A 21968-nucleotide genomic window follows, 5' to 3' on the forward strand; every position below is an offset into this window, starting at 1 on the left:
CAGTAACATCGTCCGCTGCCAGTCTAAACCTTCGATGAAATGCGTCATGAACAACCTCCATACCGAATACGGAAATTATAGCAGCATCTGGATCAAAATGGGGGAGTTTTCACACAGCCTCTCCGCATAGCCGCCATCGGCACCGACCGAAGCAAAGGTCAGCAACGACCCTAGAAATGGACGATCCTCTTGATATTTCCAAATGGTTTTGGGCTCTTTTAATCCGTTGGCATCTGGGCGCTTGGCGTTGATTGAGAAATTGCTATTTCCTCGTCATCCATTTCTTCCGGAATGCCCTCAAATAAAGGCGTTGAAAGATAACGCTCGCCCGTATCGGGCAGCATAACAAGGAGCGTCGTGCCTTTTGCTGCAGTTGCGGCAATTTGCATTGCCACGGCAAAAGTCGATCCTCCTGAGATGCCGGTAAAAATACCTTCCTCGGCTGCGAGGCGCCTAGACCATGAAATGCCTTCAGCACCTGCCACAGGAATTAGCTTGTCGTAGTAAGAACCGTCCAGTGCCTCTTGAAGGACGTACGGGATGAAGTCTGGTGTCCAGCCTTGAATCGGATGAGGTTCGAAGGACGGATGGCTTTCAGTCGGTTGATTATTTTCGTTTCTGGTGTTGACGTATCCCGATGCCACGATGGCCGAATTGGCGGGCTCGGTGAGGATGATCTTGGTGTCTGGCCTGCTTTCCCGCAGAACGCGCCCGACGCCTGATACTGTGCCGCCGGTGCCATAACCAGTCACCCAATAATCCAACCTCTGCCCGTCAAAATCGGCAAGTATTTCTCGGGCCGTCGTGCTCTCGTGTATGTCGGCGTTGTCGGGTGTCTCAAACTGGCTCGCCAGAAACCAACCATTTTCCTCGGCCAGTTCTTTGGCTTTGCTATACATACCAAACCCTTTCAAAGCACGAGGTGTAAGCACAACCTTTGCTCCGAAAAAGCGCATCAATCGTCGTCTCTCGACCGAAAAACTGTCTGCCATTGTTACAACGAGAGGATATCCCTTTGCCGCGCAAACCATCGCCAGACCGATGCCCGTATTTCCGGAGGTTGCCTCAATGATAGTTTGCCCAGGCTTCAGTCTTCCATCGCGCTCTGCGGCTTCAATGATATTGACCGCCAGACGGTCCTTGACTGACCCCGCTGGGTTGAAAGCTTCAAGTTTTACGTAAACTTGAACGTGGTCCGGTGCGATGTCGTTGATGCGCACAGTCGGTGTGTCGCCAATCGTATCAAGGATCGAAGAATAAACCGTTCCACGTCCTTCAGTTGTTCGAATTCCCATTGAATGTCCCTCAATCTCTTATTGCCGCCCAAACAAAAAGGGCGCGTTTCACAACTTTGACTGAAATATTACTGCCTCAAAGTCGCCTTCTGCCGTGTTGATCGTTCAACAGAGGTCCGCAGAGCCACTAAAAGGACTTGAGCGCATCTTGCAGCAAAGGCTCTGTCTGAGCCCTGAACGGTCTCTGCGTCTTCTCTTTCTACCTCACGCACGTCCGCCAACTCGGCAATTGCAAAAAAATAGCGATCAGGCGGGATTGCGTGCGGATATTACCCATGACGACGTGGGCGCCCAAATACCCTTCGCGTCCTGTTCTTGGCTTTCAAAGAAGGTACGCATCTCGCTCTCGATCTCCGGACGCTTGTCCTCAGCGAGGGCCTCTCCGGCCTCGCGAAAGACTTCGCCCCCTGGGCCAATAGCTAAAGCGAATGCAATGCATTCTTCTGGTGTTGTTCCAACCATGATCTTTTCGTCCACGCGGGTAAAAGTAACGTCTTCAAAACCTGCGCTTTTCATCATTAGTCCCGTCGTCTCCTGATTGCCCATTGAGAAAGGGCCAGGTCCGCAGGTATCTGCCTCTTCGCTCGGAGGCGGAAGATGCCGAAGGGTGATTTCCTTCGCTTCCTGCCATGCCGGATTGTCTTCGCGCCGACGCCAGACAATATGTGTCATCTGCCCCCCCGGCTTGAGCGCCAGACGCATCCGCCGCAATGCTGCTACCGGGTTTGTGAAGAACATCGTGCCAAAACGCGCAACAACAAAATCGAACTCATTCTCGGGTAGGGCGACTTCGGCATCCCCGCGAGAGAACTCGGCGTGCGATAGTTTTTTTGCGGCAGCGTCTTTTCTGGCGTCTTCCAAAAATGCATCGACGCAATCAATCCCAAGAACCCGCCCCTTGGGCCCAACAATCTCTGCTAATTGGAGCGACATATCTCCCCATCCGCACCCGACATCAAGAACGGACATCCCTTCTTTAATGGGCAAGTTTGGAATAACTGCTGCGGAATGGCGTGACAGCCCACCTTGGAGGATGTGCCGATATTTTGTAAATTTTGGCTCTAGGACAGAGTTCCAAAACTTCACAAAATCTGTGTCGTCTCTGTCAACATTTGCCATGCTGTAACCCCCGCTTTGTGAGCAGAGTATCATAAATGTGTAGATATTCCTAATTCACGCGCGAAACCCTAGCCAAGGTAACTCCGCTCAGCGGCTTGCATAGGAACGCAACCGGTGCAGAAGTTTCGCTTGGTCCTGCATAGCGGACATTGATACAGCATAATTAAGACACCGATGACCGCTAAGTGGGGCAGGCTCATCTGATCGACGCAACACATGCATTGAAACGCTCTGCGGGTGTTTCGTATCCCAGCGACTTTCGAGGTCGTTCGTTAAGCGGTCTTGCGACAGCACTCAACTTTGCTTGACTATGTATCGCCAAATCCGTGCCCTTTGGGAAGTATTGTCGCAGCGAGCGATTGGTATTTTCATTTGAGCCGCGCTGCCATGCATTGCCCGGCAGTCGCTGCTTGCAGCGATGAGAGGGGCTGTGAGGGTCGCATGAAAAGATATCGATCTCCGTCGCCAAAGTGAATGTCTTGTACCCCGCCATCTCTAATCCGTGATTCCAAGTCAGTGACCGATAAGGCACTGTCAGAGGAAACTGACTTGAGCGGCGCAAAGCAACGAATTAACCCTTTGCATATGAAAAAACGCTCTCCCTTTCGCTATTTCAAAACAAGCCCCGAGATTATCCGTCTTGCAGTAATGCTTTACGTGCGGTTCCCACTATCCTTTCGAAACGTAGAGGATTTACTCCACGAACGAGGGATCGACGTCAGCCATGAGACGGTCCGATTTTGGTGGAACCGGTTTGGCCCATTGTTTGCTTCAGAAATTCGTCGGAAACGGGTTCAGCAACTGCGGATGTATTCGAATTGGCAGTGGCACCTAGATGAGGTTTTTGTGAAGATAAACGGCGAACTGCACTATCTATGGCGCGCCGTGGATCACGAGGGCGAAGTGTTGGAATCCTACGTTACGAAACGTCGGGATCGCAAGACCGCATTGAAATTCCTCAGGAAAACCATGAACCGTCATGGCAAAGCCGAGTTGCTAGTTACCGATAAACTGCGTTCCTACGGCGCGGCGATGAAGATCATTGGCAATGCGGGCAAACAGGAAACGGGTCGCTGGAAGAACAATCGCGCTGAGAATTCACACTTGCCGTTCCGACGACGAGAACGTGCCATGCAGCGCTTCCGCCGAATGCGAAGTTTGCAGAAATTTGTTTCCGTTCATGCATCCGTTTTCAACCACTTCAATCAGGAGCGTAGCATTTCCCAAAGAGATCATTTCAAAGCCAATCGCACTGCCGCGCTCACAGAGTGGCGCGGTCTTTGTGTGGCGTAAACGGGCAGGGGTACTGGCCTGGCTGAGACGAGTTCGAATTCGTCTGACAGCACCTCGCGTTTCTCTCGCCGACCATAATCGGTCAGGCTGTTAACGGAACTCTGCTGCATCACATTACAACAGACTATCTTCTGAAGAAGGGCTTCCCTTCTGACTGGGCCCAGCAAGACGATTTGCTCACTTAGCCTGTCGGCAAACACGTCAACACCAGAACCTGTCACAACACAAACTCACCCCAAACTCGCACCGCGGAAATGTCGAAGAGAGATATTGGCCATATGATGGCTACGTTTGCTCTCTGAAGAGCGTCTCTCCTTGAATGTCGTACAGGCAAGTCGCTGAATACACGCTACAAAAGGGCGGGTACTTCGTACGTTCAAAAAGAGAAGAAGTGTTTGGCTGTGGAGACAGTCCTGAGCGAGCCAGTCTCGCCCGAATTTCCCTGCTAACAGGGAAATAAACAGGGAATTTCTGCAAATGAGAGAAAATTTGGGCGTTTCACCCAAAATATAGACGCATTTACAGTGGCTTACAGGTGATTTCCCTAAAAAAGTTAACAGGGAAATTTATTTTGCGAGCAGGGAAAGTATTGCGCGTAACAGGGAGCAAAATCGTTCAATGCAGATGCCTCCATAAACTATCGGAAATCGAGCATTGTCGAGTGAAGGGCCCGTTTCCACCCAAAAATCGAAATGTGCAGGATGCAGATTAAGTAACAAACGGCCCATAGCCAACCTACGCTGCGAGATGCGACAAAGTTTAGTTTGCTGATAATGGATGTTCATGAATGAGTTGTAACATATGCACCTTAAATCATTATTGATTTCTAGACCTTCGTTTTGCAATTAGATTGAAAACGCTCAATATTGTTCCAAATACAATGCCAGTCCCGCTTCGAACACGTTTTATGACGTGAGGCGTTTGACGGGCATCCATTCTTTCGCAACGCCCCCTGAATTGACTAGATCTTCCAATCACTAAATACGGCATCGGCTTGCACTCACAATTAATGAAATTATAAGTCCCTAAAGTTCTAGGAATGCTAGGCACAAACTGCGAAGATTTGCGCTAAAAATTCCCCTGGCGACGAGCGGACATTTAAGGAGCTTCAAGGTGTCGAATGTGAGTAGTAAATTCAACGTCGCCATTGGGCAGTTAGCTGGCTGGTTCGAATTGGTCTGACACCACCTTCCTTCGCGCTCACGCCGATAACTGGATTTTGCAGCAACGTCTTGCGCCCCCCAAGAAGTGCGATCTCCAAAAGTCCATAAAGCGCTGGTGATTGGGGCAGCCGGACATCCGGCTGCCCCAATCCGGGATCTGGTCAGCCGCCGACCTTAATCGTCACTTTGTCGATTTTGCCAGTAAACTTGCTGGTCGAGCGGTTGTAGACCTCTGTCACGGATGTTTCAGAATCGAGCCCGACACCTGCGGTCTCGTCCGCCGAGAAGATCGCGAATTCGGTCTTGTCCAGCTCAGCTGTCGCAACCGCCTTGTCATTGACATACAACGTCACGGTGCCACCCGCGCCGGGCTTGTCACCCCCCGCATAAGCAAAGTCCATCTTGACGGTTGCCTTGCCCTTGGGCAGCGGTTCAGAGGATGTCGCGGTCGTGGTACGCAACCCAAGGTAATTATACGCATAGGCCGGCACGCCGTCCTTCACATACAGGCTCCAGCCACCAAAACGGCCACCCTGAGCGACGATCACGCCATTGGCTGGATCATCACCGGTTTCGACTTCGGCCACGATTTCAACCGACGTGTTCTTAACGTTGATGAAGTCGTTTTCCAGAAGACCGTGCATACCTTCATACAGCGTCAGTTCCGTGCGTCCGAACATCAGGTCGGGACGACCCGCCAATTTCGGATTGAACAGTTCCTCACGGCGGTCATCCAACGGTAACACCTTGTACTTCACCGCCTCGGCAAGGAACATCTTCTGCATTTCTGCCAGAACCTTAGGGTGTTTGTCCGCAAGGTCAGTAGACATGCTGAAGTCCTCAGCGACGTGGTACAACTCCCATGTATCCTCAGGGAAGCGGTTTTCGACCTTGCCCCAAGGCTTCAGGTGCACGGTGCCCGCGAACCAGCCGTTGAAATAGATGCCACGGTTGCCGAACATCTCGAAGTACTGGATGTTGTGACGACTGGGCGACAGTTCGTCATCCCAACTGTAGACCATGCTGGTGCCCTCGATCGGACGCTGCGGTGTGCCATTGACGATCCGGGGTTCTGGCAGGCCTGCGGCCTCCAGGATGGTCGGAACGACGTCGATCACATGGTGCCACTGGGTACGCATCTCGCCTTTCGCCTCGATGCGATCGGGCCAATGCACGGCCATCGCGTTGCGAGTGCCGCCGTAGTTCGACGCAACCTGTTTGGTCCAAGTGAACGGCGAATCAAACGCAACCGCCCAACCTGCCGCCATATGCGGGTAGGTGCTTGGACCGCCCCAGTCGTCATAGTATTTCAGCATGGTTTCGAGACTGCTGCCTTCTGGTTCAGCGTTGAAATAGCTCATTTCATTATAGAGCCCGTTCATACCGCCCTCGGCGCTGGTCCCGTTGTCGCCCGCGATGTAGAGGATCAAGGTGTTATCGAGTTCGCTCATATCCTCGATTGCCTGAATGACGCGACCGGTTTCATAGTCGGTCATGTCAAGGAACGCGGCAAAAACCTCGGCTTGACGTGCAAACAACTTCTGTTCATCTGCGGTCAGGTCAGCCCAGTCCTTGATGTCGGCAGGCTTGGCCGCCAGATTTGTATCGGCAGGAATTACGCCTAGCGTTTTTTGCTGTTCAAAAATTCGCTCGCGGATCACGTCCCAACCTTCGTCGAACTGGCCTTTATACTTGTCGATATAGTTTTGCGGAACGTGGTGGGGCGCGTGAACCGCTCCGGGTGCAAAATAGACAAAAAACGGCTTGTCTGGGGTCAGCGCTTGCTGGAACCGCATCCATTCGATGGACTTTGTCGCCATGTCATTCATGAAGTGATAGTCGGGATCTTCTGGCGTCTCGATCTTGTTCTGATTGTGATAGACAGCTGGTTCAAACTGGTTGGTTTCGCCGCCCAAAAAGCCATAGAACTCGTCAAAGCCCTGATTGTTCGGCCAACGGTCAAACGGCCCGGAGGGGCTGATTTCCCACACAGCGGTTTCATGCCACTTTCCGAATGCCGCAGTACTGTATCCGTTCAGGCGCAGCATTTCGCCGATGCCAGCCACATCGCCCGGCAGCATCCCGGTCGCGCCGGGAAACGAGGTCGCAACTTCGGCGATCTTGGCCTGGTTGGCCGAATGGTGGTTGCGCCCAGTCTTAAGCGCCTGACGGGTCGGCGAGCACAGCGCGGTCGTATGGAACTGAGTGTACAGCAACCCATCTGCCGCCAGCGCATCGAATTCAGGCGTGTGCAGAACGCTGCCGGCTGCGCCAGTGCCGCCAAATCCGAGATCATCCAGAAGGATGACGACGACATTGGGCGCGTCTTTCGGGGCTCTGACTTCGAACACCTCAGGGGCTTTAGCATCCCGCGCATCCAAAGTCACGATTGGTGGGTTCCATGGCGCTTTGATCGGAAGCTCTGTCCGGTCTGGCAGAAACTCCTGCGCCGCAAGGGGGGCTCCTGAGAACCCGGCAAACGCCAGCCCCCCAAGAACAGCCCCGAGTTTCGAGTTAAAATTCATCATGTAGCTTCTCCCTATTTACCAAATGAACAACGCGCGATTCATGATTTGAGGTCTTTCAGTATACCTCAAAGCGCGGGCCTTTTTTGGTCAAATCACGCCAAATCAGGTTCTTCTGTGAAATTTTTAGCTTTCACTTCGGTTGGCGTTTGAATAGCCCCATGGTTCGTGGACGCCTTTTCCGCATCTCACGGAGAGATGGAAGATTATCGGAATGGTTCCGAGGGGATCGAGGCGGTGGAACGGCGAAGACCGACGACACGCCGAAGGCACTCAAGGACCGTATTTCCACCCATTGGCGGATCGTGGGTCCGTTCCCGGCTGCCGTTCTCCACCAAGATGTGGCAGCGGAGTGTGAGGCTGTCAAGCAGATCGGTGGTCAGCCTGACACTCTCCCAGGGCATGCAATGGGGGTGTGTGATCCGGGCAAATCCCGACCTTGGGCTGGGTCAACAAGGCAGCTACTCGGCCGCAATCATCCCGGTCTGCAGCGCACGCCGATACTTGCCAGGGCTCATGCCCGTCAGCCGACGAAAACTGCGGCCGAAGTTTGCCTGATCGTCGTAGCCGACGCTCCCTGCGATGTCGATCATTCTGATCCCAGGGTCCGCGAGCATCTTTGTGACCACATCGAAGCGCGCGGACTCGAGAACCTTCGAATAGTTCGTTCGGCGCTGGGTCAGGTACCGCTGCAAACTGCGCGGGCTGTCGTCGATGATCTTTGCGAAACGGGGCAGCGTCAGAGTGCCATCACCCAGATAGGGCCGCATGATATTGCGCAAAATGCTGATCCCGTCGAGCTCGGCTGGTGTACCGTTGGGCGCGTCAACCGCAGACGTCCTAAAGGGGGTACTGATTGCTAGGTCCCTGACCGAAATATAGATCGAAGTGTGCGATGCACCGGTTTCGATCCGGGTGTTCTTAAACGCCGTTTGCGCAGCGTCGGAGAAATGAAATTTCGACGCGAAGGTGATGCGCTCGGGGCACCAGTTTTTGCCAGCGAGGCTGCGCACGATAGCGATCAGGGGTGCTAACTGCAGCCATTCGGACATGTTCCGCGCGGGGGTCCCTTTCGGCATATTCATGTTGCTGATGATCTGAATCGATCCGTCGACCGCGCCGTAGTGGTAGCTGATATGCGACGCTTCGGTGCGGCACAGATCGAACAGTGCTTCGAGTCGGCGCCTGACGGTAATTTCGGTCTGGAGCGCGGTGATCATCGTCGTGCCGAAATGCGACGAATCGAAGCGCTCAGCCGTAAGCCAGCCCAGATCTTCGATCCCTTCGAGCTTGGCACATCGGTAAAGAAACTTAGCGGCAAGTGTGCTAGCCACGTACTCGTCGGGCAACTCTTCTATCAACATCGGTAGATTGGCGCGCGCCAACTCACGTTCGATCGGCGTGCCTATTTGCCTTAAGATTTCACAGAAATCGATAACATGCGCAGCGCGGGTGATCGGAACTTTTTGCATCTTCTCCCTCCCTTGCAGCTGTCTTCATTCCAGTCTGCCACCGCCCAGTTGTCGTTCCCCCCCCTCGAACCAAACTTTGTCCGGAGTTGGCATGAAACGACCAAAAATTTATTCTCAATCGAATAGTCTCAGATTACGTTTATCTAAAAGAGGAGGTTATTCCTTTGATCTATGTCAAGAATAAACCCGAACTAGTCCGCGTGAAACACATTGCCCGCGCGCTGGAGATGAAGCAGCAGCGATCCCTGGCAGCGCTGGCCCGGTCGCTCGGAATGACGCCCCGTACGCTTCAGCGTTATCTGAACATGAGAGGGGCGTCGTCCTCGCAGATTTTCGACGAGATCCGATGCGATCTGGCGCTTTCCCTTCTCCGCGAGACACGGTTTAGCGTTTCCGCAATCGCACATCGGGTCGGTTACACAGACATCAGCAACTTTGGCCGCGCATTCCGGCGTTGGACCGGCGTCTCGCCGCTGCAATGGCGTCGATTGAAACGCGACCCTTAGGCGGCGCGGCTGGATAGATTTCGGAACTTGCGTGAAGTTAGGGTTCTTCGGGCACGGCTTTGATTAACCGAGAGGAGAAGAGGGATGGCTAAGCGTGAAAATCTGAACAGGAAGGCGGAGAAGCTTGGATTCGGGCTCCAGAGGCAAACAGGAATTTCGGTTGCATTGGTCGCGATAACACTGGTTTGTCCAAGCGTATCATGGGCGGACCCTGCGCCGAGCACGGCCGAAGCGTCCCAAACCGGAACCGGATTCGGCGGAAAGAGCAGTGTCACGGCACAGATCGCGGCCGACAGGGCGAGGCAGGCCGAACCGATGTTTACCGACGCGTCGAAGGATTACTACAATTACAAGGACCGCCTTCTTGCCGAAAGCGGCCTTTCCTTTGGCGGCGATATCAACCTGCTGACCCAGCATGCCAACAGTAGCCCCGGCGCGCGTGACGCAACGGGTAGCGTATTGCGCTTTTACGGCACATGGACCGCTACAGGGCGGGGCACGCCAGATTCGGGCGCATTGGTTTTCAAAATCGAAAACCGCAGCAAGATCGGTGGAACGATCGCGCCGCAGGGATTGGGTCCGGCATTGGGATATGCGGGGCTCACAGCCGTAGGTTACAGTGATGCTGGATGGCTTCTGACAAACCTATATTGGCAGCAAGCATTTAACAACAATACCGTATCCTTTGTGGCGGGTATCGTTGACACAACCGACTATGTAGATGTTTTCGCACTGGGAAATCCGTGGACGGATTTCAACAACCTCGCGTTCAGCACAAACCCTACCATTCCAGCCCCGAACCAAGGGCTGGGTGCAGCTGTTCGGGTGCGTTTTGGCGGGAATTACTTCGGGCTTGCAGGCATTGCTGATGCCAACGGTATGCCGGACGACCCGGTGGGGGCGACTCAAAACCTGTTTGATACCGGCGAGACTTTCAAACACGTCGCGGTAGGGTGGTTCGGGTCCTGGGCCTCCCGATTTGACAAAAATGTCCAGCTGACGGCATGGCAAGTCGACGATCGGAGTGCTGCCGGCATCGCTGGCGGCTGGGGCGTTGCGTTTTCTGCCAACACGAAATTTGACAGCGGTTGGTCGCCATTCTTCAAAGCCGGATACTCGGACGGTGGCGGCACCTTTGTGGACCGATCTGTCAGTATCGGGACGGGGTACGACCTGTTCAGTGGGCGCGATCTTGTTGCTGTGGGTCTGAACTGGGGCCGCGCCCCCAAAAGCGCCACGCTGACAAACCCGCCAGATCAGGTCTCCACCGAGTTGTTCTATCGTTACCAGCCATTTTCCAATCTGCAGATCACGCCCAGCCTGCAACTGATCACCAACCCCACCTACGATCCGACCCAAGGCACCGTTGCCGTGGTCAGTTTGCGGGCGAGGGTCACGTTCTGATCGGCCGAAGCCGAAGGCTGCCACAGCGGACTTCGCCACAGGTCTTTGTTCTCATATTGGCGTGAAGTGACCAAACCGGCATCGCGTCCGCAGATATCATCAGTGTCATGGAGAGTCCGGTTGCTTCTATTTCAGTGGGAAAGGCCGTTGTGCGGCCAGTCGCACTGATGCTGGGATCCCCGAAGGGTTACCTCAACTGAATTGAAAGGGCATGAACATGAAACTGAATCGACGCAAATACCTTGGTCTGACAGCAGCCGCCTTCATGGCTGCGCTGGCCGGACCGGGCCTGGCGCAGACAGCGACCACACCGCCGCCGACGGTGCTTATCACCAATGTCAGCATCTTTGACGGAACAAACGAGGCACTGATCACCGGCAAGGACCTCGCTCTGAGCGGCAACACGGTTTCCAAGCTGGTCGACACCGGTGGCGATGCGTCCGGCTACGACACTGTCATCGACGGCAAGGGCGGATACCTGACGCCCGGTTTGATTGACACTCACTGGCACATGGGCATGGGGACGACCATGCAGGAGTACTTTGGTGATCAGGCCTATGTTGCGTTCCATTCCGCAAAAGAAGCTGGCGAGCAGTTGATGCGGGGCGTCACCACGGTGCGCGATGCCGCAGGAAACGTGTTCGGGCTGAAAAAGGCGATCGACACCGGCGTGATCCCGGGGCCGCGGCTCTATCCTTCGGGCGCGCTGATCTCGCAATACTCGGGCCACGGCGATCTCAGGCCAGCTGTGGCAACGCAACTGCCCAAAGAATGGGGCGGTCCAAGTGGTGCCGGCGAGAGCGACGGCAACATGATCCTCGCTAACGGACACGATCAGGTGCTGGCGGCGGCCCGCCAACAATTGTTCCTGGGCGCGACGCAGATCAAGATAGCCGTAACCGGTGGCGTGTCCTCCTTTACCGATCCGCTGTACGTCATGGAATTCACCGACGAGGAAATTCAGGCTGCGGTCAAAGCAGCCTCGGATTATGGCACTTATGTCATGGCCCATGGACATGATTCCGCTGGGGTCGTTCGGGCCTTGAACAATGGTGTGTTGTCCATCGAACATGGATCGGTCCTGAACGAAGAGGCCGTGAAACTGATTGCCGACAAGGGTGCCGTGTTTGTGGTCTCACTCGAAGTGCTGGCGCAGTTGAAACCCATCTATACGGACCCGGTTCGAAAGGAAAAACTACAGGAGGCGATGGAGGGCACCAGCAATGTGATGAAGTGGGCGAAGAAATATGACGTGCTGATGGGCTGGGGCACCGATCTTCTGTTCAGTGCGGAAGGCCGGATGAACGAACTCGAAGATCTGGGACTGCGCAAGGACTTCTACAGTTCTCCCGAGATCATGATCCAGGCGACCGGCAACGGCGGCAAGATCGTGGCCATGTCCGGCAAGCGTAATCCTTATGGCAAGCTGGGTGTGATCGAGGAAGGCGCGATGGCCGATGTGTTGATTTACAGCAAGAATCCTCTCGAAGATATTGCGATCGTCGGGGATTATGAGAACAATCTCAAGCTGATCATGAAAGATGGAACCGTCTACAAGAACGATCTCTGACATCTGACACAGACGCACAATTGTGGAGCCAGTCATGTGCGATTGGCTCCACTTCTTTTTTAGGGTCACAGCGCCAGCCATACCGTTGCGTTGTTCGAATGGCCTATTCCGAGATTGCGTTTGTGACTGTTGCGCCAAAGGCGGAAACGGTATTGGTCCGAGCACTGCCCAATACCGTCGATCCAGACGACGCCGACAGCGAATTGCCCTCAAGCATGTGCTGACCGATCAGTTGAACGACCTCAGGCGAAGCGGCGAATTTGTCGTGGTTCAGGCTGCCACCCGCGTCCGCCACATCCGACAGGTTGATCACGGTCACCCCCAGCTTTTCCAAATCGGCCACATCTTCGTTGCCGACCCGGCTGACCCCGCCGGCAATCCGCCTCGAGGCGGCCAGAGGGCACTGTCAGAAGAAAACTCGGTTGAAGTGTGCAAGTGGCACACTTAGCGTCTCCGGAAGGCAAAACGTGACCCATTCAAGTACTTCAAGACGAGCCCGCAGATCATCCGCCTGTCGGTGATGCTTCACGTTCGGTACCCTCTGTCACTCCGGAATGTGGAGGATCTGCTGCATGAGCGCGGTATTGAAATTAGCCATGAGACCGTGCGGTTCTGGTGGAACCAGTTCGGCCCGTTGTTCGCCGCGGAGATCCGAAGGAAACGGGTCAGTCGGATGCGTGCTCATTCGAATTGGCAAAGGCATTTGGGTGATGCATTGCCCGGCAGGGTATGCTTGCATGCCCGAGAGGGTTTTTGTGAAGAAAAACAGCGAAGTGCACTATCTATGGCGTGCCGTGGATCACGAGGGCGAGGTGCTGGAAGCCTGCGTTACGAAGCATCGGGATCGCAAGGCGGCGCTGAAATTCCTCAGGAAATCAATGAAACGATATGGTCGACCCCATGTCATCGTGACTGATCTTCTGCGGTCTTACGGCGCCGCGATGAAGGTCATCGGCAATGCAGATCGCCAGGAGACAGGTCGCTGGATGAACAATCGCGCCGAGAATTCACACTTACCATTTCGACGAAGAGAACGGGCAATGCTTCGCTTCCGACGAACGCGAAGCTTGCAAAAGTTCGTCTCCGTCCACGCCTCCGTTCACAACCATTTCAACCAGGAAAGACATCTGTACTCCCGAGAAAACTTCAAGCTTAACCGCGCCGTCGCTCTTGCAGAGTGGCGTCAACTCGGTGCGGCATAAAGGGCGGCTTCATTGTCCTTGTCGAGACTGGTTCGCATTCGTCTGACAGCACCTGCCTTCACGTTAATTTTTTTCGCCAGCCACCTCAACGTGCAGCTTCTCAGAGCTTAGGCGAATGCCCGCATCAGTAAGCTTGCGGAAAAGCAGTTCATCAAAGGCTTGGCCGACTGCCCATTGTGATCCCGCTTGCGTGTGAATTCTCATACGGATTGTTATGCGCTCGTCCGAGAAACCGATAACACCGTCAAGTGTCAGGTCTCCCTCGATTTGCATCCCAATTGGGGTGGCTTTGAGGGCCAGAAACGCCTCATTTGCCAAGGTGCGGGTTTGATCAAGTTGGTCGATACGCGCCAGAGAGAAATTGAGCAAGTGCACGCCAAAATCACGAGTCATGTTGGAGACTTTAGCCATCGCAGAATAGGGAACGAAATGGTATGTTCCATCCATATCGCGCAACCCAACTTTGGTAAGGGTAATGTCTTCAATGACGCCGCTCACGCCCCCAGCCGAGATGAAATCCCCTTTTCTCAGTACCTTTGATTTATGGATGGCAAATCCGGCGATGATCCCCATCAACATGTGTTGAAAGCCCCATCCCGCCACGATTCCCCCTACGCCTAGGGTCGTTATGATCGGGGTCGTGTTGACACCCAGTTCGCCCAAGATAAGAATTGCCGACATCACACCCAAAACCACAATGAGGATGAGGTTGAGCACAGCAAAAAGGGCCTTGCGATAGGGCCCCGGTGGGGTTGTAAGGTTCTTTTGGAACTGGGCTTCGAACAAAGTCGAGATCATCAGCCACACAAGAAGACCCGCTCCCAAAATAATCGAGATCGCGGCGGTGCGCGTTATTGCGTGTCCCCCACTAGGGGAGTCCAACCACGCAAGTAATTCAAAACTTGTCCAGATATCAAAGAGCCCCAAAACCAAAAGACCCATCAAGAGAATCCGAAACCCGAAGCGTATTAAATGCGCAGCCAGAGAAAGGCGTTCCTCGAGGCGGGGGAAGTTTTTGCGTATAGCGTCCGAGCGCACGCCCCCGCTTTTCATCAAGGGGCCAAGCAGGTGACCACTCCCATAAATGAGAGCAACCAGCGCGAAGGTATTGAGGCACGCAATACCCAATGCTTCCAGACCATGCCGTATGAAACCGGTCGCGGTGAGCATGAGGCTGCCGGTGACCAAAAGGGCGGGCAAGTACCAAAAATGTGCAAGCATTCCGCGATATCCCTTTGGAAACAGGTGATGGAGCTTTTTGTCGGTTGAAAAGGCCAGACAATCCGCCACATCCCAGCGGGCTATCCAGATTTGCCAACTCAAAAGCACCGTTCCCACGAGGCCGGTCACCTGAGACAGCATCGCAGCTGTCAGGGGGGCCGCGCTGAAGTTAAAAATCATCGGCAAGAGAATTCCGAAGGCCGCAACGCCAAACCATATTTGGGTGCTATGGCGGAAAAAATTCAGCAAGGCTTGAGGGGGAGGGGGCGTTCCACGAAGCCCTAGCCATGATTTCAAAAGGGCGCGCAGGAATATCACAAGAGCAATGATGCTCATTGAGGCTTGAGCAAGCTTTTGCAAGTCGGCGTCCAGCGGGAAAAGGAACAAGAAACCAAAGATGCCAAGGAGGGCGCCCAAAAGGCCAAGAAGAGCGATGATGGGGGGTGTCTGGGCCGTGCTCTCGCTCTTTTTACGCCCGTTTGTCAACACTTTGACAAGCAAAAGAAAGAACGCGACAAATAACCCGAGGAGCAGGATAATAGTTGTCAACGCATGCCAGAATGAACTCCAATCCACCGAGGAAAGTGAAGAAGACAAATCGCTAAACCTTGGGAGTCCTTTGAACAAATCAACAAGCCAGTCGGCCAAACCATCCGTCGCCTTAAGGGTGCTCGACTCAAGCGACTGCTCCAAATTGGTTACGTTTTCGGCGGCTTCCTGAGCGCCTGAAACTGTAGGAGCGAGGAAGGATGCCCACAGAAAAACAAGCTGTTGGAGCGGTCTTGATACTTTCATTGAAAGGGGCCTTCATTGTTAGGGTCTGCTTCTTGTTCTGAACGCTCCTAGAGGGGGGGCGCAAAAACTCCAAGCAGAACCCGTTTGCCAAATCCAAGGTCTACTGTGCGGAGGATACTTCAGATTTTCGCAAGGTCATTCCGATCATGAACAGGCTGGCGCCGCCGGACAAAAGCTGGAAGCCCAAGAGAATGCCGAGCAGGGTCATGGACGCTTCTGAAGACGACAAAAGAACGAGGGCGAGAATCAAAGATAAAGCACCGGATAGGAGCAATCCCCAGAAGAAGGGCGTACCCTTCACGCGCATGGCAAACATGATTTGGAGGAGGCCTGCCGCCGCAAACAGGATCAACAAAATCGTCGTAAGGGAAACCACGCCCTCAAGTGGGTTTTCAAGAAACGACCAGCCGAGAAACAAAGTTAGAGCGCCAAGACCCCACGAAAAGGCCTTACTGCCGGTCCCTTGCGCCCAGAACCCCAGGGCAATTTGAAAGACGCCCGCGAGAAGCAAGAGAATGCCAGTGAGGGTCACAACAGCCATCGACGCGGCTGTCGCGTTTGCCAAAACGGTCCCGCCAAACACGAATGTTAGGAGGCCAAGGAGGAAGAATTTAAGAGAGTCTTTCATGAAGGATCCTATTTATACTGTGGTCGGAGCGAGGTGAACGCGTTTGGAGTGTCACCAGCGTGTTGTGTCGTTGAACGTAAAGTAGGAAGCGAGGGCCCTACGCCTTTGTACGGCTTTGGGGCCGATATCGCAAAGGATAACCGGCCCCTGTTGTATTAATTTTTGACGGGGAGGCGCACAGGTTTTACAGGGAAGACGCCTTCCAGAACTTCGGAGTCTTTCACGACGATCGTTCCGTTCACGATGACATAGGGAATCCCCGTTGCGGGCAAGCCGTCGTTCTGGAGGGTCGAGTTGTCCCGAACGGTTGCCGGATCCAAGATCGTGATATCGGCGTCTGTACCAACCTGAAGCCTGCCCTTGAAGGCCATCTGGTCCACACCGTTTTCCTTTAGGAAGGGGGCAGGGAGATAGGTCATTATGGAAATCGCGGTCATGAGCGGCGTCAGGTTCTGTTCGCGCACCATGCGCAAAACGATGGAGTGGGTGCCTGCGGTGCGGGTGTGCCCTTGGATGTCTTCATAGGCAAGAATCCAATCCCGGGCCATCTTGCCTGAGGCGGTGACGGTCATCGGGAACGAATCTCTTCCAACAGTAGAGCTTGGATGCGCGAGGGCTTTTTCCATGTCTTCTTCCGTTGCGCCATAAAGCATGACGGACGTCCCCGGAGCGGTTTTGACCAAGTCGTCATAGCGGTCTTTATTGTGCGGGTTAAGCGTGGCGGTTTCGATGATGTACTTGTAGTCGCGCCCCATGTTTGGCCCGTAATTGTCGGGCACGAGATAATCCGCCCCGACAATCATGGCGCCAAAGTTGTAAAGGTAGGTTTCTCCGACGACCGAGACACCGCGTGCGCGTGCGTCATCGATCATTTGCCGGGCACCACCACTCTCTGAGAGGGCTTGCTGGTGCATGTGCTTCATCATCAGGTCGCCGCCATAGAGCATCGAATTGGAGAGGAACTCTTCAAACCCGAGGATCCCCGTGGTCGGCGATTTCTGACTTGAAAAGCGTCCATGAATGAAAATTGCGCGACTGGATTCTCCTGCCAAACGTTGCCAGTCCGTCACCTCTTGGGAGGGCACGCCCACAGCTGGGGCGTTGCGAATTCCGGTAACCCAACATTGGCCGCGCGCCGGACGCCGTTTTTTCGAGCGGGATATGCCATGGGCGGCGGCGCTCTGCTTTAGCGCAGTTTCAGCATGGGCACCGGATACACCCTCTTTGACGGACACGGCCAGATTGGCGCGGGTTTGAACTGGGGACGCCCCCCAAAAAGCGCCACCACCGACCCCTCGCAGGATCACTATGTCGCAGAGGTAATTTATCGTTTTCGGCCCCCCCCAAAAAAAACGTTCAAATCATATCGATGAATTTTTTTACATTATTCCCATACAGTTATGTTTTATATCACGCAAAAAATGCGCGGATGGAATAATGAAAAAAACGCACTCGCTGGCGCGAAAAGACCAGAACTGCACCCGTCTCAAACGCTAGGATAGGTGTGTGGTTGATCCCGTGACGCAAAAGAAAGCGTGCAGGGGCCTTGCCACTTTAGAAACACATAACTGGAGAACAAATATGTATGGATTTATAGCAGTTACATTTGACGGTAAGAAAACCGCTCAAAAGGCTCTTGCCACTCTGGAAGACTATTCGGTCGCTTATGTCTGGATCGATGATGTGGCTGTTGTGTCACGTGGCAAACTTGGCGCCACCCACATTCATAGTACTTGGGCGCAGGATGACTCTGACATCACTGTTGGCGGTGGCTGGGGGCTCTTGACGGGTGGCTTGATCGGCCTTTTGTTTGGTCCGGGCGGCGCAATGGCTGGGGCCGCAATTGGTGGTTCCTTGGGGGCCATGGGCGGCGCGGCGAATGAAATCACCTTTGACGATCCTAGGCTTGACGATCTTGCCGCAGCCTTGGTCAAAGACAGTTCTGCACTCATTCTTGTCGGAGAAAAACCATCGCTGGCCGATTTCACTTCTGCAGTGGAGCCTCTTGGCGGTACAATCATCAAGAGCGATTTGACCGAAAAAGATATCAAAGCGCTCCGCAAGGCGCTGAAGGCGGCGTCCTGACGCTGCTCCAGCTTTTTGCTGGAGACATGAAAATTCACGTGTGGCGCGCGATACACATCGCGGGCCACCCTTAAAGGGCGGGTTATATGCTACTAGTTGTTCTGGGATTTTTTATCGTCGTGGCGTGCATTGTGCGGGTCCTCTTGCGTCCAAATCGCGACCCTGCCTCTCGAATGGCTTGGATCGTCGTGATCCTTGCGCTGCCCGTTGTGGGCGTCATCGCCTATATTCTGGTGGGCGAGACGAGTATTGGCCGTAAACGCATAGCCCGCTTAACGAAAATTATCGACAGTTTACCCGAACCCGAAACGCTTCCCGGGTGGGATGAGATAGAAACACCGCAACCGATCTCAGATAGGTATGAGCAGCTTTTCAATGTTGGGCGTTCGATCACGGACTACGCACCTGTTGGGGGGAACCGGGCCGCCTTGATGCAAGATTCAGACGTGGCAATCGACACGATGGTTGAAGATATCGATGCCGCCGCAGACCATGTGCATCTTATGTTTTACATCTGGTTACCCGATAATAATGGGTTGAAAATGGTCGAAGCCATGAAGCGTGCGGTGGCGCGAGGGGTGGTTTGCCGCGTAATGGTTGATGATCTGGGGTCGCGCACCTTAATCCAAAGTGAACATTGGAAAGACATGGGGGCAGCGGGTGTCAAACTGGCCCAAGCTCTTAAGATCGGTAACCCGTTGGTGCGGGTTTTCGACGGGCGGGTTGATCTAAGAGATCACCGCAAAATCCTCGTTATCGACAATCGTATCACCTATTGTGGCAGTCAGAATTGTGCCGATCCCGCGTTCCTCCCTAAAGCAAAATACGCGCCGTGGGTGGATGCGGTTATGCGATTTCAGGGGCCTGTGGTGCGCCAAAATCAGCATCTCTTTGCCAGTGACTGGATGGCGAATTATGACGAAGATATTAGCTATATCCTGCGCGCGCCGCTTGGCCCTCAGGAGCCAGGCTTCATGGCACAGGTTGTCGCCAGCGGTCCAACCATTCGCCACTCCGCGATGCCCGAAATGTTTGAAAGCCTGATGTATGCCGCACGCTCTGAACTGGTAATTACAACCCCTTACTATGTGCCCGACGCGGCCATCCAAGCGGGTCTATGTGCGGCGGCAAATCGCGGTGTGGACGTGACCATAATCTTTCCTGCGCGCAACGACGACTTCGCGGTTGGGGCCGCCAGCCGGTCCTATTACGACGATCTTCTCACTGCTGGTGTGAAGATTTTTGAGTACCAGCTGGGCATCCTGCACACGAAATCCATGACGGTGGATGGCGTGGTCACGTTGATCGGATCGGCGAATATGGATAAGCGCAGCTTTGACTTGAATTATGAAAACAATATTCTTTTGCACGACGCCACAGTCACGGGGGATATGCGCACCCGCCAGTTCGATTATATCGCCGATAGTGAGCCTGTAATATTGGCGATGGTCCAATCGTGGCCATGGACAAAACGGCTTTGGAACAATGCGCTGGCGATTGTTGGCCCGCTTCTTTGAGTCGGGCTAACACTTGAGAATTTAAGGCTAACATTTGAACGGTTAGGAATTCTCCATGACTTCGGAGGCGCTTTTAACACTCTAAATGATCGCCATTTGGGGATGTTTTTTGCGGAATAGGTAATATCTGACGTCAGCGCCTATGGGTCCAAATAGGGCAGATTGGTATTGTCAGAGGAAACTGACTTGAGTGGGGCAGGGCAAGTAACTAGCCTTGGGCCATGACAAAACGCTCTCCATTCCGCTACTTAAAAACTAACCCAGAAATTATCCGCCTTTGACCTTTATTACATATGGCAGGCATTAACCTATTCCGCCTCAATGACGGCGCCCGAAGGAGCCTGCCAAGGGCAGGCATGCAGCCTCGCAAAGATTATCAAGTGGTCGTTTTTAAGAGTCATGGGAGAAGCGATGCGAATAGATCCGCTATGGAAAAAAGGATCAGTACGACGGCCGCTGAAAAGACGATCCCCAGACTGATGAAAAGCCCGTCGCGCTGCACAAGCCCCCATGACAGGCAGGCGAGAGCAACAGCGGGCGGAACATTAATTAAAGGGATCGGCAGTAGCAACACAAGCGACATGAATAGGCACAAGGCCCCGATGATCCTTTCACGGCGTCCCAGTACTGACAGGCGGTTTCGGCTCACGCGTTCGACCGAGCGAAGCGGCCGGATCATATAGCGCGACATCACGGCGATCACCTCATGCGGAATTTTGATATTGCGGGCACTCGCTGGCAGGTCGCCCCGTTCACCGTAAATCGCCAAATGCGCGGATACAGCGATGAGAGGTACGCCCAAAATCGCCCCGAAACTGGGTATGGGCAAAGGAATGCATTCAGGCAGCGCCATCAAAAAGATTGCAACCCCATGCATGCGTGTGCTCGCCCGGTCGATCGTCTCACCCAGCGTCACATATCCGATCAATTGGCTTTGTTTATCCAACTCTTGGATGAGCGCTGCAAAACCTGTTTTCTGCGCTTCGGATGGTGGGACATCTTCCAAATCTTCGGTCTCTAGTTCAGCCAGTATTTGGCATCAGTAAGTGATAATCTTTGCAGTCGGGGTCCAAAGGTGAATCCCTCATATTTGTATCATCTTCTGCTTCCATTCTTACCATGTAAAGTGTGTGCTATTCCAGAGACACCTATTGTCTAGGGAGTCCATATTTCTTCAAAATGTCTAACGCTCTGAAGATAAGCGCGTTTCTACGGGTCGCAACTAGGTTCACTTTTGGTGCGCAGCCTTCGTAATGAGCTTGCAAGAAGGTTGCGCGCGGAATCAATGCTTACGATTTAACTGAACTTCTTAATGATTTGTTAGCAGATAACCGTTGGCCAGCTTCAAAATTTGAGACAATATTTCGGCAGGACAAACGACGGGCGCAGAAGAAAGCTGATGCGGAGGGTGGTGTCAGAAGAAACCCTGTTGTGAAGAGTAGGATCGTTTCGTAGCTTCGGAGTATGACAAAACGCTCTCCTTTTCGCTACTTCAAAACCAGTCCTGAGATTATTCGCCTAGCGGTGATGCTCTATGTCCGATTTCCTCTCTCACTTCGAAACGTAGAGGATTTACTCCACGAACGAGGGATCGACGTCAGCCATGAGACGGTCCGATTTTGGTGGAACCGGTTTGGCCCATTGTTTGCTTCAGAAATTCGTCGGAAACGGGTTCAGCAACTGCGGATGTATTCGAATTGGCAGTGGCACCTAGATGAGGTTTTTGTGAAGATAAACGGCGAACTGCACTATCTATGGCGCGCCGTGGATCACGAGGGCGAAGTGTTGGAATCCTACGTTACGAAACGTCGGGATCGCAAGACCGCATTGAAATTACTCAGGAAAACCATGAACCGTCATGGCAAAGCCGAGATGCTAGTTACCGATAAACTGCGTTCCTACGGCGCGGCGATGAAGATCATTGGCAATGCGGGCAAACAGGAAACGGGTCGCTGGAAAAACAATCGTGCTGAGAATTCACACTTGCCGTTCCGACGACGAGAACGTGCCATGCAGCGCTTCCGCCGAATGCGAAGTTTGCAGAAATTTGTTTCCGTTCATGCATCCGTTTTCAACCACTTCAATCAGGAGCGCAGCCTTTCCCAAAGAGATCATTTCAAAGCCAATCGCACTGCCGCGCTCACAGAGTGGCGCGGTCTTTGTGCGGCATAAA

At 53.6% G+C, this 21968-nt stretch carries 16 protein-coding genes and 2 pseudogenes; 8 read left to right on the plus strand and 10 right to left on the minus strand.

Annotated features, from left to right (window positions below):
* Positions 1-218: 218 nt before the first annotated feature.
* From cysK to AB9F27_RS20860, 3 genes and pseudogenes are all read right to left on the minus strand, one after another.
* Positions 219-1295, minus strand: a complete 1077-nt coding sequence (gene cysK / locus AB9F27_RS20850; RefSeq protein WP_369758096.1) for a cysteine synthase A — start codon at positions 1293-1295, stop codon at positions 219-221.
* A gap of 246 nt (positions 1296-1541) precedes the next feature.
* Positions 1542-2414 carry a class I SAM-dependent methyltransferase gene (locus AB9F27_RS20855; RefSeq protein WP_369758097.1) on the minus strand — a complete coding sequence of 291 codons (873 nt, stop codon included), beginning with the start codon at positions 2412-2414 and terminating at the stop codon, positions 1542-1544.
* A 196-nt stretch (positions 2415-2610) separates the two neighbouring features.
* Positions 2611-2940: pseudogene (locus tag AB9F27_RS20860) on the minus strand (transposase); the annotation flags it as partial.
* 59 nt (positions 2941-2999) lie between these two features.
* Here AB9F27_RS20860 and AB9F27_RS20865 point away from each other — a divergent pair.
* Positions 3000-3707 carry an IS6 family transposase gene (locus AB9F27_RS20865; RefSeq protein WP_369758098.1) on the plus strand — a complete coding sequence of 236 codons (708 nt, stop codon included), beginning with the start codon at positions 3000-3002 and terminating at the stop codon, positions 3705-3707.
* Positions 3708-5031: 1324 nt separating this feature from the next.
* On the opposite strand, the gene AB9F27_RS20870 is transcribed toward AB9F27_RS20865, so the two are convergent.
* Both AB9F27_RS20870 and AB9F27_RS20875 read right to left on the minus strand, forming a co-directional pair.
* A complete protein-coding gene (locus AB9F27_RS20870; protein ID WP_369758099.1) occupies positions 5032-7398 on the minus strand; it encodes an arylsulfatase in 2367 nt (788 codons plus the stop codon).
* Positions 7399-7856: 458 nt separating this feature from the next.
* Positions 7857-8867, minus strand: a complete 1011-nt coding sequence (locus AB9F27_RS20875; protein ID WP_369758100.1) for a helix-turn-helix domain-containing protein — start codon at positions 8865-8867, stop codon at positions 7857-7859.
* A 164-nt stretch (positions 8868-9031) separates the two neighbouring features.
* Here AB9F27_RS20875 and AB9F27_RS20880 point away from each other — a divergent pair, with 164 nt between their 5' ends.
* The 3 genes from AB9F27_RS20880 (at position 9032) to AB9F27_RS20890 (ending at position 12347) form a co-directional block, all read left to right on the plus strand.
* A complete protein-coding gene (locus tag AB9F27_RS20880; RefSeq protein WP_369758101.1) occupies positions 9032-9373 on the plus strand; it encodes a helix-turn-helix domain-containing protein in 342 nt (113 codons plus the stop codon).
* 84 nt (positions 9374-9457) lie between these two features.
* The gene (locus AB9F27_RS20885; RefSeq protein WP_369758102.1) at positions 9458-10777 is read left to right on the plus strand and encodes a carbohydrate porin; all 1320 of its coding nucleotides are present in this window, start codon (positions 9458-9460) and stop codon (positions 10775-10777) included.
* A gap of 217 nt (positions 10778-10994) precedes the next feature.
* Positions 10995-12347 (plus strand): amidohydrolase family protein, encoded by a 1353-nt coding sequence (locus tag AB9F27_RS20890; RefSeq protein ID WP_369758103.1) that lies wholly within the window; start codon positions 10995-10997, stop codon positions 12345-12347.
* A gap of 103 nt (positions 12348-12450) precedes the next feature.
* Here the strand turns inward: AB9F27_RS20890 and AB9F27_RS20895 are convergent, their stop codons facing one another.
* Positions 12451-12744, minus strand: coding sequence for an alpha/beta hydrolase (locus AB9F27_RS20895; protein ID WP_369758111.1), 294 nt, complete (start codon positions 12742-12744; stop codon positions 12451-12453).
* A gap of 123 nt (positions 12745-12867) precedes the next feature.
* Between AB9F27_RS20895 and AB9F27_RS20900 the strand changes: the two are divergent.
* A pseudogene (locus tag AB9F27_RS20900) lies at positions 12868-13549 on the plus strand (IS6 family transposase).
* Positions 13550-13612: 63 nt separating this feature from the next.
* On the opposite strand, the gene AB9F27_RS20905 reads toward AB9F27_RS20900, so the two are convergent.
* The 3 genes from AB9F27_RS20905 to AB9F27_RS20915 all read right to left on the minus strand — a co-directional run bounded on the left by AB9F27_RS20905 (position 13613) and on the right by AB9F27_RS20915 (position 17500).
* Positions 13613-15565, minus strand: coding sequence for a mechanosensitive ion channel family protein (locus tag AB9F27_RS20905; protein ID WP_369758104.1), 1953 nt, complete (start codon positions 15563-15565; stop codon positions 13613-13615).
* Between the two features lie 100 nt (positions 15566-15665).
* A complete protein-coding gene (locus AB9F27_RS20910; protein WP_369758105.1) occupies positions 15666-16193 on the minus strand; it encodes an HdeD family acid-resistance protein in 528 nt (175 codons plus the stop codon).
* Positions 16194-16348: 155 nt separating this feature from the next.
* Positions 16349-17500 (minus strand): hypothetical protein, encoded by a 1152-nt coding sequence (locus tag AB9F27_RS20915; protein WP_369758106.1) that lies wholly within the window; start codon positions 17498-17500, stop codon positions 16349-16351.
* A 274-nt stretch (positions 17501-17774) separates the two neighbouring features.
* Between AB9F27_RS20915 and AB9F27_RS20920 the strand changes: the two genes are divergently transcribed.
* Both AB9F27_RS20920 and cls read left to right on the plus strand, forming a co-directional pair.
* Complete coding sequence (locus AB9F27_RS20920) at positions 17775-18278, plus strand: DUF1269 domain-containing protein (protein WP_369758107.1); 504 nt, start codon at positions 17775-17777, stop codon at positions 18276-18278.
* Between the two features lie 86 nt (positions 18279-18364).
* Positions 18365-19795 carry a cardiolipin synthase gene (gene cls, locus AB9F27_RS20925; RefSeq protein WP_369758108.1) on the plus strand — a complete coding sequence of 477 codons (1431 nt, stop codon included), beginning with the start codon at positions 18365-18367 and terminating at the stop codon, positions 19793-19795.
* Between the two features lie 397 nt (positions 19796-20192).
* On the opposite strand, the gene AB9F27_RS20930 is transcribed toward cls, so the two are convergent.
* A complete protein-coding gene (locus tag AB9F27_RS20930; protein ID WP_369758109.1) occupies positions 20193-20801 on the minus strand; it encodes an exopolysaccharide biosynthesis protein in 609 nt (202 codons plus the stop codon).
* 458 nt (positions 20802-21259) lie between these two features.
* Here AB9F27_RS20930 and AB9F27_RS20935 point away from each other — a divergent pair, with 458 nt between their 5' ends.
* Positions 21260-21967, plus strand: coding sequence for an IS6 family transposase (locus AB9F27_RS20935; protein ID WP_369758110.1), 708 nt, complete (start codon positions 21260-21262; stop codon positions 21965-21967).
* The last annotated feature ends 1 nt before the right edge of the window (position 21968 follow it).

The sequence above is a fragment of the Falsihalocynthiibacter sp. CO-5D18 genome (assembly GCF_041205445.1).
Taxonomy (GTDB): Bacteria; Pseudomonadota; Alphaproteobacteria; order Rhodobacterales; family Rhodobacteraceae; genus Falsihalocynthiibacter; species Falsihalocynthiibacter arcticus.

Bases quoted from the DNA above. Each gene is read 5' to 3' on its own strand.
- AB9F27_RS20875 (WP_369758100.1), bottom strand. From the start codon at position 8,867: ATGCAAAAAGTTCCGATCACCCGCGCTGCGCATGTTATCGATTTCTGT.
- AB9F27_RS20905 (WP_369758104.1), bottom strand. From the start codon at position 15,565: ATGAAAGTATCAAGACCGCTCCAACAGCTTGTTTTTCTGTGGGCATCC.
- AB9F27_RS20865 (WP_369758098.1), top strand. From the start codon at position 3,000: ATGAAAAAACGCTCTCCCTTTCGCTATTTCAAAACAAGCCCCGAGATT.
- AB9F27_RS20920 (WP_369758107.1), top strand. From the start codon at position 17,775: ATGTATGGATTTATAGCAGTTACATTTGACGGTAAGAAAACCGCTCAA.
- cysK (WP_369758096.1), bottom strand. From the start codon at position 1,295: ATGGGAATTCGAACAACTGAAGGACGTGGAACGGTTTATTCTTCGATC.
- AB9F27_RS20870 (WP_369758099.1), bottom strand. From the start codon at position 7,398: ATGATGAATTTTAACTCGAAACTCGGGGCTGTTCTTGGGGGGCTGGCG.
- AB9F27_RS20855 (WP_369758097.1), bottom strand. From the start codon at position 2,414: ATGGCAAATGTTGACAGAGACGACACAGATTTTGTGAAGTTTTGGAAC.
- cls (WP_369758108.1), top strand. From the start codon at position 18,365: ATGCTACTAGTTGTTCTGGGATTTTTTATCGTCGTGGCGTGCATTGTG.
- AB9F27_RS20885 (WP_369758102.1), top strand. From the start codon at position 9,458: ATGGCTAAGCGTGAAAATCTGAACAGGAAGGCGGAGAAGCTTGGATTC.
- AB9F27_RS20890 (WP_369758103.1), top strand. From the start codon at position 10,995: ATGAAACTGAATCGACGCAAATACCTTGGTCTGACAGCAGCCGCCTTC.
- AB9F27_RS20935 (WP_369758110.1), top strand. From the start codon at position 21,260: ATGACAAAACGCTCTCCTTTTCGCTACTTCAAAACCAGTCCTGAGATT.
- AB9F27_RS20910 (WP_369758105.1), bottom strand. From the start codon at position 16,193: ATGAAAGACTCTCTTAAATTCTTCCTCCTTGGCCTCCTAACATTCGTG.